The organism is Thermus arciformis (genome assembly GCF_900102145.1).
Lineage (GTDB): Bacteria > Deinococcota > Deinococci > Deinococcales > Thermaceae > Thermus > Thermus arciformis.
Genome location: NZ_FNBC01000017.1, coordinates 1 through 15,453 on the forward strand (window position 1 = coordinate 1; position 15,453 = coordinate 15,453).

Below are 15,453 nucleotides of genomic sequence, written 5' to 3' on the forward strand. Positions count from 1 at the left end.
TTCCGGTTTCTGAAGGACCCCCTGTTCTTTGCGGAGAGCACCTTCTTGAAGCGGCCCGAGCGGGTGATGGCCCTGGGGATGGTGATGGCCCTGGCCCTTTTGGTGTACGCCCTGGGGGAGTGGGCGCTGAGGCGGAGGCTTTGGGAGACGGGGTCCAGCCTGCCGGACCAGAAGGGGAGACCCACAGCCAAGCCCACCTTGCGCTGGGTGTTTCAACTGTTCATGTGGGTCCGCCTGGTGGAGCTGGGGGGCAAGTGGCTGGTTCTCAACCTGGCGCCCCATCACGAGACCGCGGTGCGCCTCCTGGGGGCCGGGCGATATTACCTGCTGGAGTAAAGGGGGTGCGGAATGTGGGTTTTGGGGCCCCCACCGCGGCTTTCGCCGCGGTGGGGTACTTAATCCGCCGAGGCGGGGGTAGGCTAAGGGCATGGAGGGCATCCGCAAGGCGGCCGAAAGGGCCATCGGGGAGTTTCTGGACCTCTTCCCCATGGGGGAAGGAAGCCTCTTCGTCCTGGGGGGGTCCACCAGCGAGGTCCTGGGGGAAAAGGTGGGCACCCGCCCGAGCCTGGAGGTGGCGGAGGCCATCCTGGAGGGCCTCCTCCCCCCCCTCCAGGAGCGGGGGGTGTGGGTGGCGGTTCAGGGGTGCGAGCACCTGAACCGGGCCCTGGTGGTGGAGCGGGAGGCGGCCCGGGCCTTTGGCCTCGAGGAGGTCACCGTCTTCCCCCACCCCAAGGCGGGGGGGGCCTTGGCCACGGTGGCCTTCCTCCGCTTTAAAGAGCCGGTGGTGGTGGAGTCCCTAAGGGCCCAGGCCCACGGGGGGATGGACATCGGGGGGGTCCTCATCGGCATGCACCTCCGCCCCGTGGCCGTGCCCCTGAGGCTTTCCGTGCGGAAGCTCGGCGAGGCGGTCCTCCTCGCCGCCAAGACGCGCCCCAAGCTCGTGGGCGGGGCCCGGGCCGTCTACACCCGGGAGGAGATGCTCAAGAAGCTGGAAGAATTTCGTCCAAAACCTCTCTGAAGAGGGCCGCCACCCCTAGCGCCTCGTAGCGGTCGTAGGCCCCCATGAGGGAGAGGCGGAATATCCTCCCCTTCAAGGGCCCCTGCCCCCCGGCGATGACGGCCCCTCTTTGGGCGAAGGCCTCCTTCACCCGGGCGTAGGGCACCCCTTCCGGCAAGTAGAAGGCGGCCACGGCGGGGCTTTTCTCCTCGGGGACGGCCCTTAGGCCCCGCTCCTCCCCCACCCCGTAGAGGAGGGCGTTCTGCCAGGCCTTGAGGGCGAGGTGGTGGGCAAGGCGGGGAAGGACCTCTTCCAAGACGGCGGCCACCGCCAGGACGAGGTTGATGGCCGGGGTCCAGGCGCTCTCCCCTTCCCTCTGGGCCTTGAGCTCCCGGGCGAGGTCCAGGTAGTAGCCCCTGGGCCTTAGGCGCTCCAGGGCCCTGGGGGAAAGGGCCACGAAGCCGAGGCCCGGGGGGCACATGAGGCCCTTCTGGCTTCCCGAGGCGGCGGCGTCCACGCCCATGGCCTCGAGGGCCACCTCCCGCACGAGGAGGCTCGTCACCATGTCCGCCCCCACCAGGCCCTCGGGGTTTTGCTCCTTAAAGGCCCGGGCCAAGGCGGGAAGGTCCACGAGGGCCCCGGTGGAGGTCTCCGAGTGGACCAGAAGAAGCCCCGCGTACCCCTCCTTGGCCACGTCCTCGGGGCGGGGCACCCGGCCGTAGGGGTAGTCCAGGCGGTGGGCCTCGAGCCCCGCCTCCAAGGCGATCTCGTAAAAGCGCTCGGAGAACTTGCCGTAGACCGGCACCAAGACCCTTTCCCCGGGGGCGAAGAGGTTCTTCACCAAGGCCTCCATGGCCAGGGTGCCGCTTCCCGTGAGGATTAAGACCTCGCCCTCGGTGCGGAAGGCCTCCCTTAGGAGCCCCCTCGCCCTCAAGAAGGCCTCCCGGGCGGGCTCGGTGCGGTGGTGGAGCTGGGGCCGGGAAAGGGCCTCCAAGGCCTTGGGGTGCAGGCGCACGGGTCCTGGGGTGAGGAGCCAGTCCATGGGGAAAAGCTTAGCGCAAAACCCCGCCCACCAGGCGCTGGCGCACCCGGCCCGCCAAGAGGAGGAGGCCGAAGAGGATGGCGCCGGGGCGGGGGGGGTCGCCGGGGACGTACACGTCCACGGGCACCACCCGGTCCACCCCGCCTTCCACCTCGGGGCTTCCGGCAAAGAGCCCGCCGGAGATGGCCTCGTTGCCCACCGCCACCACCCCCTTGGGCTCGGGTACGGCCTCGTAGGTGCGCAAGAGGGCCTCCCTCATGTTGCGGCTCACCGGCCCCGTGACCAAGAGGGCGTCCGCGTGCCGGGGGGAGGCCACCACGGAGAAGCCAAAGCGGCCCATGTCGTGGAAGGGGTTTCCCAGAAGGGCGATCTCCGAGTCGGCAAGCCCCGTGTCCCCCGCGCTCACCTCCCGGAAGGCCAGGGTGGGGAGGGCGAGCTCCTTCCGGGGAGGGGGTGGCGGCCCAGGGTCCAGGAAGGCCCCCCGCTCCAGGTCCACCCGCTGGACCAGGTCCTCCCTCCGGGTGACGGCCACCTCCAGGCGCTTCACCTCCCCCACCGCCTCGGGATGGGCCAGGGCGCACCGCCCGCAACCCACGCACCGGGCCAGGTCCAGCCCGAAGGTTCTCCCCTCCCGGAAGAAGGCCCCGCTGGGGCAGAGCCCCACGAGGTCTTCCTGCACCGGCTCCGTGAGGCCCTCGGGGCGCAGGAGGGGGTAGCCGAAGGCGTGGTCCGGCACGCGAAGGAGGGCCTCGAGGGGACGGGCCAGAAGGCCGATTTTCCAAGTCTTCAAGAGGCTCATGCTCCACCCCTAAAGGTCGGTCCCGGCGTAGGAGAGGTCAAAGGACTTGTTGCAAAGGGGAAAGTCCGGAAGGCCTTCCCCGCGCACCGCCAGCTCCAAAGCCCGCCAGTTTTTGAAGGAGGGGTCCACCCCCTCCGCCAAGGCCACCTTGCCGCCCTCCAACCGCACGAACCAGAAGACCTCGCCCCGCCCCGCCTCCACCCGGGCCATGGCCTCCCCGTCCCCCGGGGGAAGGTCCTGGGCCAAGGGGCCCTCGGGGAGGTGGGCGAGAAAGCCCAGGGCGTAATCCAGGGCCTGAAGCGCCTCCTCCGCGTACACCTGGGCCCGGGAGAGGACGTCCCCCCCCTGGCGCACCACCGGCCGGAACCCGGGGTAGGCGGGGTCCTCCTGCCGCAGGTCCCGGGCCACCCCGCTGGCCCGGGCCGTGGGCCCCACGAACCCATAGGCCTCCGCCTCCACCCGGCGCACCACCCCCACGTAGCGCATGCGGTCCAGCACCTGGGGGTGCTTGAGGAGGCGGGGCAACAGCCGGGAAAGCTCCTCCCGGTAAGCAGCCAAGGCCGCCAGGTCGGGCCGCCCCTCCCGCCACACGCCCCCCACCCGCACGAAGTTCCGCCCGTAGCGGTGGCCGGTGAGGCGGTCCACCTCCCCCTGGAGGAGGGCCCGAACGCGCCCCACCTGGGTGGCCCCGTAGGCGTAGCCGATATCGGTGAAAAGCCCCGCCAGGTGCCCCAGGTGCCCGAAGGCCCGCTCCAGCTCTAAGGCGGCGAGGCGCAGGGCCTGGGCCCGGGGTGGGGCTTTACGGCCCAAGGCCTCCTCCCAGGCCAGGGCGAAGGCCAAGGCGTGGGCCACGGGCTCGCTCCCGGCCCGTTCCGCCAGGAGGAGGGCCGCCTCAGGACCCTTCCCCAGGAGGCGGTTTAGGAGGCCCCGGTGCTGGTAACCCAACCGGATCTCCAGGTGCAGGATCCGCTCCCCCAGGACGCTGAAGCGGAAATGACCAGGCTCAATGATGCCCGCGTGCACCGGGCCCACCGGCACCTCGTGGAGCTCGGGGAACTCCCGGAAGGCGTAGGGAAGGTCGTGCCGCCTCAGGGGCTTAGGCCCAGGGTGGCCCACCGGGGTGTAGCCCCGCTCCCACAGGGCCCGCTCAAACCAATCCAAGGAGGGGAAGTCCGAGGCCAGGCTGGGGAAGCTCCCCCCTTCACCCAGGCGGAAGACCCGGAGGGCCCGCCCCACCTCCACCACCAAAACCGCCTGCCCCCCATCGGGGAAGAGGGCCACGGGACGCCCCTCCCGCAGGGCTTCCTTCACCGCGTCCACAGCACCACCTCCAGGGTCTTAAAGGCCCCCACCGGGGGAAACACCCCGAGAACCAGGAGGAGGGCCAGGAGGAGCCACAGCGCCCACAGGTCAAGCCCTCTGGCCTCGAGGGGTCTTCCCGGACCGAAGCCCATCTGGGTCATGGGGCCGAGGAGGCCCACGAAGGCGAGCCCGAGCCCGGCCAGGTAGAGGACGGCCAAGAGGGGAAAGCGCATGGCCGCCTCCACCGCCTTGAACTCGGCGAAAAAGAGGGGGAAGGGGGGAAGCCCCCCGAGGGCGGCCAGGGCCAGGACGAAGGGCACCCCCAGACCGGGAAGGGAGCGGAAAAGGCCCCCTACCCGCCCCACCTCCTTGGCGTGGGTGAGGGCCAGGATCCCGCTCGCCCCCAAAAAGGCCAGGGTCTTGGCCAGGGAGTGGGCCAGGGTGTGGAAGAGGGCCAGCCAGGGCAGGCCCAGCCCCAGGGCGAAGACGGCGAGGCCCATGTGCTCCATGCTGGAGTAGGCCAGAAGGCGCTTGTACTCCTTTTGGCCAAAGAGAAAAAGCCCCGCCGCCAGCAGGCTTAAGAGGCCGAAGGCGATGAGGAGGCCGGAGGCAAAGGGGAAAAGCCCCGCCGCCTGGGCCAAGGCGGTGTAGCGCAGGAGGGCGTAGAAGGCCACGTTGAGGAGGGTGCCGGAAAGCAGGGCCGAGGCCGGCCCCGGGGCCTCCGCATGGGCGTCGGGAAGCCAGGCTTGCAGGGGGAAGAGGCCCACCTTGGTGCCGAAGCCCACCAGGAGGAGGGCAAAGGCCAGCTTAAGGCCCTCCGGGTTGGCCCCCTTTACCAAGGCCCGGGCCTCCCCCCAGTCCAGGGTGGCCCCGGAAAGCAGGGCGTAGACCAGGATGACCCCCATGAGCCCCAAGGCGATGCCCACGCTCCCCAGCATGAGGTACTTCCAGGTGGCCTCCAGGGCCCGGGTCCCCCCCTTGTGGTAGACGAGGAGGGCCGAGGCCAGGGTGGACCCTTCCACGAAGATCCAAAGCACCCCCAGGTTGTGGGCCAGGTAGGCCCCGTGGGCCGCGAAGAGGAAGAGGGCACCCGCCCAGTAGAAGCGCCAGGCCTCCCCCTCAGGGAAGTAGCCCCGGGCGAACAGGGCGATGAGGGCATAGAGGAGGTCGGTCAGGAGGAGGTAGAAGAGGCCCACCTCGTCCAGGCGAAAAGGCCCCGCCACCTGCCCCAGGAGGAAAGGGGCCAAGGCCGCCGAGAAAAGGGGCGCCAGAAGGGAAAGCCGCACCAAGGCGTCCCGCTCCCGTCGCCCCAGGAAGGCCAGGAGGGGAAGGAAAAGAAGAAGCCAAAGCATCCCCTACCCCCTTAGGGCCCGCATGCGGGCCGTGTCCACGTGGCCCATCTCCCCCTTGATGCGGAAGATGAGGACCCCCGCCAGGAACACCGCGGCGAAAGCGTCCAGCGCCACCCCCAGCTCCACGAAGAGGGGCAGGCCGTGGCTCTCCGAGAGGGCCAGGAGGAAGACCCCGTTCTCCAGGGCCAGGAAGCCCAGCACCTGGCTGATGGCCTTCTTGCGGCTCACCATGGAGAGCACCCCCAGGAGGACCAGGGAGAGGGCCACCGGCACCCCTTGGGGCAAGGGCGCCTCGGGCAGGACGAAGACCGCCCCCACCCGGAAGGCCAGGCCGGTGAGCAAACCCGCCAGGAGGAGGGAGAGGGAAACCGAGAGGTACCCCTCCACCTCGTGGCTGACCTCGAGGCGGTCCAGGAGCCAGAAGAGGTACCAGGGGATGGCCACCCCCTTGATGAGGAACAGGGCCAGGCCCGCCAGGAGGAAGTGCACCTCGCCCCGGGCCAACCCGAAGGAAACCAGGGCCAAGAGCACGTTCTGAAGCGCATAAAGCCTGATGACCGCATCCAGGCTCCTGCGGCTCACCATCAGGAAGCCCGTGGCCAAGACCGCCAGCACCAAGGTGTTCAGAACCTCCATACCGCCCCCAAAAGCGCCAGCACCCCGAAGAGGGTGTTGTAGGAAAGAAAATCGGGAAGCCGCAGGTAGCGAAGCTTCACCCCGAAGGTCTCCAGGTACCCCAAGGCCAGCACCCAGGCCGCGGCCAGCCCCAGGAAGACCAGCACCTTGGGGCCTGGCAGGAGAAGGGCCATGAGGCCGACGTAGAACAGCATCTTCACGGAGGCGGCCAGCTCGTACAGGGCCAGCAAAGGCCCCCCGTGGTCCAGGAGCTGGGCCTCGTGGATCATGGTGAGCTCCAGGTGGGTGGTGGGGTCGTCCACCGGCATCCGCGCCCCCTCCGCCAGAAGGGCCACCGCCAAGGAGGCCAGGACCAGGAGGAGCACCAGGGCGTTTTGCGGGCCGAGCACCGGGAAGCCCGCCATGCGGAGGCCTTCCCCGGCCAGGGCCGCGGCCCCCAGGGCCATCAGGGTCCCCGGCTCGGCCAAGAGGGTGACCAGGCCCTCCCGGTAGCTCCCCTGGGCCCCGAAGGCGCTCCCCGTGTCCAAAGCGGAAAGCATCTGGAAAAAGCGGCCCAGGTTGAGGAGGTAGAGGGCCACCAGAAAGTCCCCGGCGAACCCAGGACCCGGCAGCAGGGGAAGGAGGCTCGCCGCCGCCAGGGCGCCCCCTAAGGCTAAAGCTGGGCCCAGGAGGAAAACGGGGGTGCTTAGGGTGGGCCTCACCCAGGCCTTCCCCCAAAGCTTAGCCAGGTTCCGGTACTCCAGGAGAGGGCTAGCCCCCCGGCGGTGGGTGAGCCTGGCCTTCAGCCACTTCACGCTGCCCCCGAAGAGGGGGGCAAGGAGGAGGAGCAAGAACGCCGTCATAGGAGCACCACCCCCAGGACCACCACCAGGGTTAGAAGCTGGAGGAGGAGGTAAAAGTGCAGGCTTCCCGACTGCAGGGTTTGGACCAGGCGCGCGAACCGGGAGTAGGCCTTCCCCAGCTGGCGGTAGACCCCCGCCAGGGGCTCTTCCAGCCTCGGCCTCTCCCCCACCTCGAGGCGCAGAAAGGGAAAGAGGCGCAGGGCGGGCTCCGAGAAGCCCAGGCCGTTCGGCTGCATCCTGGGGCTCAAGCGGGGAAAGCCGCAGTCCCAGGTGCCATAGGCCCGGTGGGGCCTCCGGGCAAGCCAGCGAACCAAGCCCAGGGTCAGGAAGAGGAGGGGAAAAACCCCCCAGTTGGGGTACACCTCCTGGGCCAAAGGCTTCAAGAAAAAGTCCGGTAGCAGGCTCAAAGCCCCCAGGGGAACCGCCAGCGCCAAAAGCCCCCCGCGCATCCCCGGGCTAAGCTCCGGGCGCACCTCCGCCCGCGCCGCCCCCAGGAAGGCCAGGCCGAAGAGGCGGACGTAGAAGTAGAGGGCGAGCGCCCCCACCAAAGCCAAGGCCCCGACGCCCAGAACCAGGAAACCGGAAGCGGCGAAAAGGCCTTGGTACAGGGCCCACTCCGCCACGAAGACCGCCCCCGGAGGTAGCCCCGCCCCCACCGCCACCCCCAACAGCCAAAGGCTCCCCAGAAAGGGCTCCTGCCGCCAAAGCCCCCCCAAGCGGGAGAGCCGCCGCTCGGCCAAGGCCCCCGAGCCCAGGAAGAGGAGGCCCTTGAAGAGGGCATGCCCCACCTGGTGCAGGAAGAAGGCCGCCAGGAAGAGGGGGGCCCCCGTGAGGAAGTACCCCCCCAAGGCGGCCAGCATCAGGCCCAGGTTCTCCACGCTGGAGTACGCCAGGGCCCCCTTCAGGTCCTCCTCCCCCAGCCCCCGCACCAGGGCGTACACCGCCCCCAGGAACCCGAGCAAGGCCAAGGCCAGGCCCACCCACCCCGGGGGCGGACCGAACCAGGCCTGGGCCTGGTAGAGGCCGTACAGGCCCAGCTTGGTCATGGCCCCGGAGAGGAGGGCGGAGACCGGGCTGATGGCCACGGGGTGGGCCAAAGGAAGCCAAAGGTGGAAGGGGAAGAGGGCCGCCTTCACGCCGAAGCCCAGCAGGAGGCCCGCCCAGACCCAGTCCGGGCCCAGGTGCCCCTGGCCCAGGAAGGCCAGGTAAAGCCCGGCCCCCGAGAGCCGGCTCGCCAGGAAAAAGGCCCTGGCCCCCTCCTGGGCCTTAGGCCCTTCCAGGGCCACCAGGAGGTAGCCCAAAAGGGCCATCCCCTCCCAAAGGAAGAGGAAGGCGAACCCCGGGGGCGCCAGGGAAACCCCGGCCATGGCCAGGAGGAAAAGGGGCACGATCCCGGCGTAGGCCCTGGCCTCCTTGGGGTGGTGGGCCAGGTAGTCCGGGAGGTAGGGGGCAAGGCCGAGGGTCAAAAGCCCCAAGAGCATCAGAAAGAAGCCGCTGGCGCTGGCCTCTCCCCCCCACAGGGCCCCGCCCCCCAGGAGGAACCCCAGGCCGCCCGCCCCCAAGAGCCAGGGGTACGCCCTCCCCCTCCCCGCCAAGGCGGAGGCCCCCACGAGGAGGAAGGCGGCCAGGAGGGGCCAGCTCACGCCTCCTCCTTCAGGGCCTCGAGGCGGCCCCGCTCCGCCTCGAGGTGCCGCTCAAAGATCCGCCGGCCCAGGTCCAAGAAGGCGTAGACCTCCGGGTCGCGGGTGCGGTAGTAGACCATCTGCCCCTCCCGCCTGGCCTCCACCAGCCCACGCTCCCTTAACAGGGAAAGCTGCCGGGAAAGCCCCGACTGCTCGGCCCCGAGTTCCCGCTGCAGCGAGGAGACCGACTTCTCCCCTTCCCGGAGGGCGTCCAAGATGGCCAGGCGCAGGGGGTGGGCCAAGGCCTTGAAGAACTCGGCCTTGTACCGGTGGAGGGCGCTAGGCATATATCCTCCTGTGACCATATGCGCATAGCCACATATCTCCACCCTACGCGGCCCCGCCCCGCCCGTCAACCCCGGAGGTGGTATCATGGCCCGCCGATGGTCTAGCCATGGCCCCCCTCCGCTACGCCCTCCGCTACACGGCCCAAGGCCTCGAGGAGGTCCTCCTCCCCCTGCCCCAAACCCTCCCGGGGCAGGAGGTGGGGGAGGTCTCCCTCTCCCATAAGCCCCTGGAGGTCTACGAGGCCCAAGGCAACCTCCTCGCCCGCTTCGCCCTGGAGGAAGGGGAGGCCTTGGAGGTCCGCTTCCGCCTCCGCACCACCCCCCTTCAGGCCAAGCCCTCTTGGCGGGAGGCCCTCCTCCGGGAACCCCCGGAGGCCTGGCCCGGGATCCTGGCCCACCGGGGCCACCGGGTGGAAAGGGCTCTGGGCTTCCTTCTCTCCGGCAGGCCCCATGCCTGGTTTCTGGTGGACGGCCTTCCCCTAGACCCTCTCCTCTTCCAGGCCCTCGGGGAAAACCCCGCCCTCCTCCTTCCCCTAGGGGTAGCCCCCGACCCCAGGGGCTACCTAGGAGGGCACGAGGGGAAAAGGCTCCTCCTCTTCAAAACCCCCTGGCCCGGGGAAGAGGAACCCCTCCGGCAGAGCCTCCGGCCCCTGGGCCTGGACCCCTTGCCCGCCCTGCGCGGTCTCGCCTTGGCCAGCCTGGGGCTTTCCGCGCTGGGCCTGGCCACCGGACCCTGGCCTTATCTCCCCTACCTGGGCCTTCTCGCCTTCAGGCAAGGGCCAGCCCTAAAAGACCTCTTCAGGCGAAGCCCCCGCCACGCCCTGGAAAGCCTCCTCTTCCACGCCTTCGCCCTTTCCGTGACCACAGACCCCAGGCCGGAGCTCGGCCTGGGGTACCTGGGCCTTTTCTTCTGGAATCGGCTTAGGCCTTTTTCCTCAGCTCCTCGAGGATCTCCCGAAGAAGCTTGACCTCCTCAGGGGGCTCAGGAGGCGCAGAAGGAGCCTCCTCGGCCTTTTTCTGCAGGCGGCTCTGCATGGTCTGCATGGGAACCACCACCAGGAAATACACCGCCGTGCCCACGATCAGGAAGTTGATCAAGGCGTTTAAGAATTTGCCCAAGGCGATGGGCCCCAGCTTGATGCTGGAAAAGTCCGGAGCCCCTCCAAGGGCGCCGATGAGGGGTGTGATGACGTCCGCCACCAGGCTATTCACCACCTGGTTGAAAGCGGTGCCCACCACCACGGCCACCGCCAAATCCACCACGTTCCCCCGCATCAAAAAGTCGCGCAACCCCTTCAACATAAGTTGACCTCCTTCACTGGAAAAACTGAACCCTAAACCGGGCAAGCTCAACCTAGCAAAACCCAAAAGAAAAATCAAGTGGCGGGCCCGGAGGGATTCGAACCCCCGACCTACCGCTTAGAAGGAGGCGAAGGGCCATAACTTAGGCTAACCTAGAGTTGACGAAATGCCCGTTCTGAACGGGGGTTTTGGCCGATAGCATAACCCTGGATTACTTCCGGTTAGGGGTCAGTTTTGGGGGTCAATGGGGGTCAGGTTTGGGGGTCAACCCGTGAAGCCATTCCACGAAAAGAACCCTTTGTAAGAAAGGGTTTCGTGGGGTGATGCCAGGGTGTTGCGAGTGCAGAGGAGGTATGCTATCCTACGGCCAAGATGCAAGAAGCTCTCACGGCCAAGCTACAGCACTTCGCCCAAAGCGAAGCCGTGAGGAGCCTTCAGGCCGTTGTTGACGGCCTTCAGACCGCCACCTGGACCCTTCCCCAGGTCCCCCAGGAAACCTTAAGGAACCTTAACGAGGCGGTGGAAACCGCTAGGAGGACTCTACGCCAGACGTTTGAGGCGGTGGCCCCCCTGGCCGAAGCGGCGGGGGCTGTAATCAAAAGCCTGCAAGATGCGCGGGATAACCTTCTTGGGGCGTTAAGACCCCTGTGGGACTACTTCGCTTTAGTGAAGCGGCACCTTGCCCAAGGTGCTTTCTTCAGGGGTAGGGTCGCCAAGCGCGGGAGGGTGCGGCTTCGCTTCCGGAGGTTGGCCCATGAGCGGGTGCTTAAACTCTTTTTCGTTTACCTGCTGAGGTTAAGGCGCGGGAGGAGCCTTAGCGAAGCGCTTAAAATGGCGCTTAAAGCCCTGACCGCGCTCCTTGCCTTGGCCCTAGACCTCATCCGCCTGACTCACGAACCCCAGAAGACCCTTCCCGAAAGCCTCAAGGAAAGGCCACCCCCTAAAGACCCCACGCAAAACCTGACCAAAAGTTTGGTCATCGCCCCCGTTGCCCCGCCCCTGGCGGCCTAAGGCCGTAGGCTCACGGCTTTAGGCTTCCAGGCCGCCCAAGAGGGTGCCCCACCCTTGGGCCGGAAAAGGCGGGGCAAAAACATGCGGAAGCTTGGCCTTAGCGTTCGCGAAGCGGCTGAAGCCCTTGGAGTCCATACAAACCACGTTTATCGGTTGATTTGGCGCGGTGAACTGAAGGCGGCGCGCCTGGGGGGGCGCGTTATCATCCCCCGGCGGGAGCTTGAACGCCTTCTAGGCGGCCCGGTGGACCTGGAAGAAGAGGCCCCCGAGGAGGCCCGGGGGCGGTAAGGAGGTGGCCATGCGTGCCGTTGTGGTCATCATAACGCCCGAGGGGGCCAAAGAGGAAACCGCCATCTTGCTAGACGCTTTTCAAGCTATCTTCCTGGCCCTTCCCTGGGGGGAGCGCATTGACGCCCGCAAGCGCATTGACCTCCTCATTGATGCGGCCCTGGCCCAGGAGGAGGAGGTGAGTAATGAGGCCGATTGAGCACGTCCTGGGCTACGCCCGTCTGGGCTACGCCGTCCTTCCCCTCCTCCCCGGGGAGAAGCGCCCCCACCCCCGGCTGGTGCCCCACGGGCTCAAGGAGGCCTCCCAGGACCCCGCCACCCTCGAGGCCTGGTGGCGGGCCTGCCCCGAGTGTGGGGTGGGGATTTTGGCCCCGGAGGGGGTCTTGGTCCTTGATGTGGACCAGGGGGAGGCCTGGGAGGCTCTACGCCGGGACTTCCCGGAGCTTGAGGCCGCCCCCCGGCAGAGGACCCCCAAGGGAGGCCGCCACGTCTTCCTCCGGCTTCCTGAAGGGGTGAGGCTTTCCGCCAGCGTGCGGGCCATCCCCGGGGTGGACCTCCGGGGCATGGGCCGGGCTTATGTGGTGGCCGCGCCTACCCGGCTGAAGGACGGGAGGGGGTACGCCTGGGAGGCGCCCCTGGTGGGGCCGGAGGAGCTTCCCCCGGTGCCCCGGGACCTCCTCTTGAAGCTCCTGCCCCCGCCGCCGCCTCCGAGGGAGGTTTGGACCCCGGTGGAAGGGGCTAGCCCTAAGCGCCTGCAGGCCCTTCTCCAGGCCTACTGCCACCGGGTAGCCCGGGCACCTGAGGGGACGCGGCACCTGACTTTGCTCAGGTACGGCCTGGCCGCCTACGGCCTGGTGGCCCACGGCCTCTCCCCCGAGGAGGCGGAAGCCGCCCTTCTGGAGGCCGCCCTGGCCTCGGGCCTGCCGGAGAGGGAGGCCCGGGAGGTGTTGCGCTGGGCCCGGGAGGTGGGGGAGGCCAAGCCTCTCCCCCTGGAGGCCTCCCCTCCTCTTCCTCCCCGCGTGCGCTGGGCCATGAACCGCCGGGCCCGGGTGAAGGGGGTGGGCCATGAGTGAGGCCATCCGCGCCATCGTGGACGCCCTCACCCCGGAGAACTGGGGGCGGGTGCGGAAGGCCCTCTTTGAGGCCCTGGTGGAGGAGGGCCTGGACTCCGTGGAGGTGGAGGCGGTCCTGAAGGTGGCGGCCCGGAAGGTGGGGGCCACCCTGGAGGCCGTGCGCCAGGCCTGGCGGGACTACCTGGGCCCGGCCAAGAAGGAGGAGGCCACCGCCGCCAAGACCGCCGTGGACCTGGGCCTGGGGGAGGTGGTGGCCCTCTGGCACACCCCGAGCAAGGAGGCCTGGGCCACCCTCCCCAGGGACGGGCACGTGGAGCACCATCCCGTGCGGGGGCGGGAGTTTCGCGCCTGGCTTGCCGGGCTTCACTACGCCAAGGAGGGAAAGCCCCTCTACGCCCAAGCCATGCAGGACGCCCTGGCCGTCCTGGAGGCCAAGGCCCTCTACGAGGGGGAGGAGCACGAGGTGCACACGCGCCTGGCCGGGTGGGGGGGCAGGGTGTACCTGGACCTGGCCCGCCCGGACTGGCTGGTGGTGGAGGTGGGGCCCGAGGGGTGGCGCGTCATCCCCGCCCACGAGGCCCAGGTGCGCTTCCGCCGGGGGCGGCACCAGAAGCCCCTGCCCCTACCCGAGCGAGGGGGTAGCCTCGCCCCCCTCCTTGACCTCCTCCCCCTCCAGGAGCGCCGGGACGCGGCCCTGGTCCTGGGGTGGCTGGTGGGGGCGCTTTCCCCGAGAGGCCCCTACCCCATCCTGGTCCTGGCCGGGGCCAAGGGGGCGGGGAAGAGCACCGCCGCCCGGCTCCTCAAGGCCCTGGTGGACCCCCAGGAGGCCCCCTTGCGGGCTGAGCCCAAGGACGTGGAGGCCCTGATGGTGGCGGCCAAGGCGTCCTGGGTCCTGGCCTACGACAACCTGAGCAAGGTGCCCACCTGGCTATCGGACGCCCTCTGCCGCCTCTCCACCGGAGGCGGGCTGGGCAAGCGGGAGCTTTACACGGACTCCGAGGAGCACGTGCTGGAGGCGCAAAGGCCCGTCATCCTCACCGGGATAGGCTTCGGCCTCCTCCGGGACGACCTGGCCGACCGGGTGATGATGGTCAACCTGGAGCGCTTGGAGGACGGGGCCCGGAGGCCTGAGCGGGAGCTTTGGGCGGCCTTTGAGCAGGCCCACCCCAAGGTCCTGGGTGCCCTCTTGGACGCCGTGGCCCTGGCCCTGAGGCGGTGGGAGGAGGTGCGGGCCGCCATGCCCTCCTTGCCCCGCCTGGCGGACTGGGCCATCTGGGCGGAGGCCGCCGCCCCCGCCCTGGGCCTCGAGGCCGGGGAAGTGGTGCAAGCCTTCTACGCGGTGCAGGCCGGGCTCAACCAGGACCTGCTGGACAACGACCCCGTGGCCCAGGCCATCCTCCTCCTCACCGCCGACTGGCCCGAGGGGCACCGGGCCGTCTACACCGCAAGCGAACTCCTCGCCGCCCTGGAGGGGGCCATGGGCCTCAAGGAGGCCCGGGTGAAGCCCGAGGGGTGGCCCCGCACCCCCGCCGGGCTGGGGAAGCACCTGCCCCGGGTGCAGACCGCCCTCCGGGGGGTGGGGGTCAAGGTGGAGGGGGTGCGGGACGCCCGGGTGAAGCGCCTCCTCTGGGTTTTAGAAAGGAGTGGGGAGCCATCCCCCGCAACCCCCGCAACACCCGCAAACGCCCTCCAGGACGCTACTCCCGAGCGCGGGAGGTGGGAAGCCCATCCCCCGCAAACCCCCGCCCATCCCCCGCAAACCCCCGCAACCCCCGCACATCCCCCGCGCGTGCTAAACGGCACCAGGACGCCGTTTGCGGGGGATGCGGGGGATGCGGGAGGTGTTGCCCCTCCTCTTTCTAAAACGGCCCGGGGGGAAGAGGAGGACGAGGTGGAGGTGGAGCTGTGAGCCCCTGGCGGAAGCTCATCACCCTGGCCCCGGACCTCGCGGCCAAGGTGCGCGCCATGCGCCCGCCTAAGGTCCGGGTGGTGGCCGATGGCCGGGTGCTCTACTGGGCTCTGGCCATGCCGGAGGAGGAGGACCTGGAGGCCCACGCCGCCTGGCCTGGGCAGAACGCCCCGAGCCTCGAGGCCTGGCTGGTGGAGCGGTTGAGCTTCCTGGAGGAGGCCTGGCCGGAAGCCCAGGAGGTGGAGCTTCTGGGAGTTTGGGCCGGGAACCCGCCCCGGCTTGAGCCCATCGCCCGGGCCCGGGTGAAGCGGCGTGAGGAGGTGGGGGCGTAAGCCCGTTCGGCATGGGGGTTAGACGATGATGGAGGAAATCAGGGACTTGGACCTGGCGCTTAGGGCCGCCCTCGGGGCGGGAAGGCGCGGCCCTCTCCCCGGGCTGGGGAGGGGACCGGGAAGGCCCTGGGAGGGGATTGCCGAACGAACCCCCCAAGTCTGGGCCGTGTGGCTTTCGGAGTGGTGGCGGATGAAGACGGGCCGCCCCCTCCCCGAGAGGCCGCCCGTTTGCTTGACCTTCGGGGAGCAGGTGGTGCGCCTTGTCGGCGTGGAGCGCCGCTTCGGCCACGAGTGGCAGTTCGTCTGCCCCGGGTGTGGGGGGAAGCGCCGGGTGCTCTACCTGGTCCGCCGGGGGCTCCTCTGCAGGAAGTGCGCCCGCCTGGGCTATCTCTCGCAGGCTAGGAGAGGGGGGAAGGACCGGGCCCTGGACCTGGGCCTGCCCCTGTGGGGGAGGTACGCCCTCCGGGCCTTCCCCGAGGCCCTGGCCGAGGACCTGGGCAAAGACTTCCGCAAGGCGCTGGAAGCCCTCTTCTCCGGGCTCAAGCTCAAGGAGGTGGAAGATGAGGAAGGCGAAGGCGAAGCCGAAGTGGACTGAGCGG

At 69.2% G+C, this 15,453-nt stretch carries 18 protein-coding genes and 1 pseudogene; 10 read left to right on the plus strand and 9 right to left on the minus strand.

Going from position 1 to position 15,453, the window contains the following annotated elements:
* Nucleotides 1-336 (plus strand): annotated as a pseudogene (locus BLP62_RS07160) (IS1634 family transposase); the annotation flags it as partial.
* A 91-nt stretch (nt 337-427) separates the two neighbouring features.
* Complete coding sequence (locus tag BLP62_RS07165; protein ID WP_093007262.1) at nt 428-1,018, plus strand: TIGR01440 family protein; 591 nt, start codon at nt 428-430, stop codon at nt 1,016-1,018.
* Here BLP62_RS07165 and BLP62_RS07170 read toward each other — a convergent pair.
* From BLP62_RS07170 to BLP62_RS07205, 8 genes are read right to left on the minus strand one after another with little or no spacing between them, the layout of a single operon-like run.
* Entirely contained in the window at nt 981-2,039 is a 1,059-nt protein-coding gene (locus BLP62_RS07170) for a pyridoxal-phosphate-dependent aminotransferase family protein (protein WP_093007264.1), read from the minus strand. The genes BLP62_RS07165 and BLP62_RS07170 overlap by 38 nt on opposite strands.
* 10 nt (nt 2,040-2,049) lie before the next feature.
* A complete protein-coding gene (locus tag BLP62_RS07175) occupies nt 2,050-2,838 on the minus strand; it encodes an NADH-quinone oxidoreductase subunit B family protein (RefSeq protein WP_093007266.1) in 789 nt (262 codons plus the stop codon).
* Between the two features lie 9 nt (nt 2,839-2,847).
* Nucleotides 2,848-4,158: a hydrogenase large subunit gene (locus BLP62_RS07180; RefSeq protein ID WP_093007268.1), complete on the minus strand. Its 1,311-nt coding sequence runs from the start codon at nt 4,156-4,158 to the stop codon at nt 2,848-2,850.
* Nucleotides 4,146-5,492, minus strand: coding sequence for a proton-conducting transporter transmembrane domain-containing protein (locus tag BLP62_RS07185; protein WP_093007270.1), 1,347 nt, complete (start codon nt 5,490-5,492; stop codon nt 4,146-4,148). The genes BLP62_RS07180 and BLP62_RS07185 overlap by 13 nt, the downstream gene beginning before the upstream one ends.
* A 3-nt stretch (nt 5,493-5,495) precedes the next feature.
* Nucleotides 5,496-6,128: a hypothetical protein gene (locus BLP62_RS07190; RefSeq protein WP_176758164.1), complete on the minus strand. Its 633-nt coding sequence runs from the start codon at nt 6,126-6,128 to the stop codon at nt 5,496-5,498.
* Nucleotides 6,116-6,970 carry an NADH-quinone oxidoreductase subunit H gene (locus BLP62_RS07195; protein ID WP_093007272.1) on the minus strand — a complete coding sequence of 285 codons (855 nt, stop codon included), beginning with the start codon at nt 6,968-6,970 and terminating at the stop codon, nt 6,116-6,118. Before BLP62_RS07195 ends, BLP62_RS07190 begins: the two co-directional genes overlap by 13 nt.
* Nucleotides 6,967-8,613: a proton-conducting transporter transmembrane domain-containing protein gene (locus BLP62_RS07200; protein ID WP_241374180.1), complete on the minus strand. Its 1,647-nt coding sequence runs from the start codon at nt 8,611-8,613 to the stop codon at nt 6,967-6,969. Before BLP62_RS07200 ends, BLP62_RS07195 begins: the two co-directional genes overlap by 4 nt.
* Nucleotides 8,610-8,939: an ArsR/SmtB family transcription factor gene (locus BLP62_RS07205; protein ID WP_093007274.1), complete on the minus strand. Its 330-nt coding sequence runs from the start codon at nt 8,937-8,939 to the stop codon at nt 8,610-8,612. Before BLP62_RS07205 ends, BLP62_RS07200 begins: the two co-directional genes overlap by 4 nt.
* A gap of 107 nt (nt 8,940-9,046) precedes the next feature.
* Here BLP62_RS07205 and BLP62_RS07210 point away from each other — a divergent pair, with 107 nt between their 5' ends.
* Complete coding sequence (locus tag BLP62_RS07210) at nt 9,047-9,907, plus strand: hypothetical protein (protein WP_093007276.1); 861 nt, start codon at nt 9,047-9,049, stop codon at nt 9,905-9,907.
* On the opposite strand, the gene mscL is transcribed toward BLP62_RS07210, so the two are convergent.
* Nucleotides 9,861-10,241: a large conductance mechanosensitive channel protein MscL gene (gene mscL / locus BLP62_RS07215; protein ID WP_093007278.1), complete on the minus strand. Its 381-nt coding sequence runs from the start codon at nt 10,239-10,241 to the stop codon at nt 9,861-9,863. The two genes, BLP62_RS07210 and mscL, sit on opposite strands and share 47 nt — an antisense overlap.
* A gap of 372 nt (nt 10,242-10,613) precedes the next feature.
* On the opposite strand from mscL, the gene BLP62_RS13740 reads away from it, so the two are divergent.
* The 7 genes from BLP62_RS13740 (at nt 10,614) to BLP62_RS07250 (ending at nt 15,449) form a co-directional block, all read left to right on the plus strand.
* A complete protein-coding gene (locus BLP62_RS13740; RefSeq protein ID WP_093007280.1) occupies nt 10,614-11,252 on the plus strand; it encodes a hypothetical protein in 639 nt (212 codons plus the stop codon).
* Between the two features lie 81 nt (nt 11,253-11,333).
* A complete protein-coding gene (locus BLP62_RS07225; RefSeq protein ID WP_093007282.1) occupies nt 11,334-11,540 on the plus strand; it encodes a helix-turn-helix domain-containing protein in 207 nt (68 codons plus the stop codon).
* A gap of 10 nt (nt 11,541-11,550) precedes the next feature.
* A complete protein-coding gene (locus BLP62_RS07230) occupies nt 11,551-11,739 on the plus strand; it encodes a hypothetical protein (protein WP_223968936.1) in 189 nt (62 codons plus the stop codon).
* The gene (locus BLP62_RS07235) at nt 11,726-12,613 is read left to right on the plus strand and encodes a bifunctional DNA primase/polymerase (RefSeq protein ID WP_093007286.1); all 888 of its coding nucleotides are present in this window, start codon (nt 11,726-11,728) and stop codon (nt 12,611-12,613) included. The genes BLP62_RS07230 and BLP62_RS07235 overlap by 14 nt, the downstream gene beginning before the upstream one ends.
* The gene (locus BLP62_RS07240) at nt 12,606-14,522 is read left to right on the plus strand and encodes a DNA primase (RefSeq protein ID WP_093007288.1); all 1,917 of its coding nucleotides are present in this window, start codon (nt 12,606-12,608) and stop codon (nt 14,520-14,522) included. Before BLP62_RS07235 ends, BLP62_RS07240 begins: the two co-directional genes overlap by 8 nt.
* Nucleotides 14,519-14,854 (plus strand): hypothetical protein, encoded by a 336-nt coding sequence (locus BLP62_RS07245; protein ID WP_093007290.1) that lies wholly within the window; start codon nt 14,519-14,521, stop codon nt 14,852-14,854. Before BLP62_RS07240 ends, BLP62_RS07245 begins: the two co-directional genes overlap by 4 nt.
* 25 nt (nt 14,855-14,879) lie before the next feature.
* Nucleotides 14,880-15,449: a hypothetical protein gene (locus tag BLP62_RS07250; protein ID WP_244880377.1), complete on the plus strand. Its 570-nt coding sequence runs from the start codon at nt 14,880-14,882 to the stop codon at nt 15,447-15,449.
* The last annotated feature ends 4 nt before the right edge of the window (nt 15,450-15,453 follow it).

Coding starts and splice junctions, on each gene's coding strand:
- BLP62_RS07165 (WP_093007262.1), top strand. CDS start 428: ATGGAGGGCATCCGCAAGGCGGCCGAAAGGGCCATCGGGGAGTTTCTG.
- BLP62_RS07205 (WP_093007274.1), bottom strand. CDS start 8,939: ATGCCTAGCGCCCTCCACCGGTACAAGGCCGAGTTCTTCAAGGCCTTG.
- BLP62_RS07190 (WP_176758164.1), bottom strand. CDS start 6,128: ATGGAGGTTCTGAACACCTTGGTGCTGGCGGTCTTGGCCACGGGCTTC.
- BLP62_RS07240 (WP_093007288.1), top strand. CDS start 12,606: ATGAGTGAGGCCATCCGCGCCATCGTGGACGCCCTCACCCCGGAGAAC.
- BLP62_RS07250 (WP_244880377.1), top strand. CDS start 14,880: ATGATGGAGGAAATCAGGGACTTGGACCTGGCGCTTAGGGCCGCCCTC.
- BLP62_RS07230 (WP_223968936.1), top strand. CDS start 11,551: ATGCGTGCCGTTGTGGTCATCATAACGCCCGAGGGGGCCAAAGAGGAA.
- mscL (WP_093007278.1), bottom strand. CDS start 10,241: ATGTTGAAGGGGTTGCGCGACTTTTTGATGCGGGGGAACGTGGTGGAT.
- BLP62_RS07170 (WP_093007264.1), bottom strand. CDS start 2,039: ATGGACTGGCTCCTCACCCCAGGACCCGTGCGCCTGCACCCCAAGGCC.
- BLP62_RS07175 (WP_093007266.1), bottom strand. CDS start 2,838: ATGAGCCTCTTGAAGACTTGGAAAATCGGCCTTCTGGCCCGTCCCCTC.
- BLP62_RS13740 (WP_093007280.1), top strand. CDS start 10,614: ATGCAAGAAGCTCTCACGGCCAAGCTACAGCACTTCGCCCAAAGCGAA.
- BLP62_RS07185 (WP_093007270.1), bottom strand. CDS start 5,492: ATGCTTTGGCTTCTTCTTTTCCTTCCCCTCCTGGCCTTCCTGGGGCGA.
- BLP62_RS07210 (WP_093007276.1), top strand. CDS start 9,047: ATGGCCCCCCTCCGCTACGCCCTCCGCTACACGGCCCAAGGCCTCGAG.
- BLP62_RS07225 (WP_093007282.1), top strand. CDS start 11,334: ATGCGGAAGCTTGGCCTTAGCGTTCGCGAAGCGGCTGAAGCCCTTGGA.
- BLP62_RS07195 (WP_093007272.1), bottom strand. CDS start 6,970: ATGACGGCGTTCTTGCTCCTCCTCCTTGCCCCCCTCTTCGGGGGCAGC.
- BLP62_RS07235 (WP_093007286.1), top strand. CDS start 11,726: ATGAGGCCGATTGAGCACGTCCTGGGCTACGCCCGTCTGGGCTACGCC.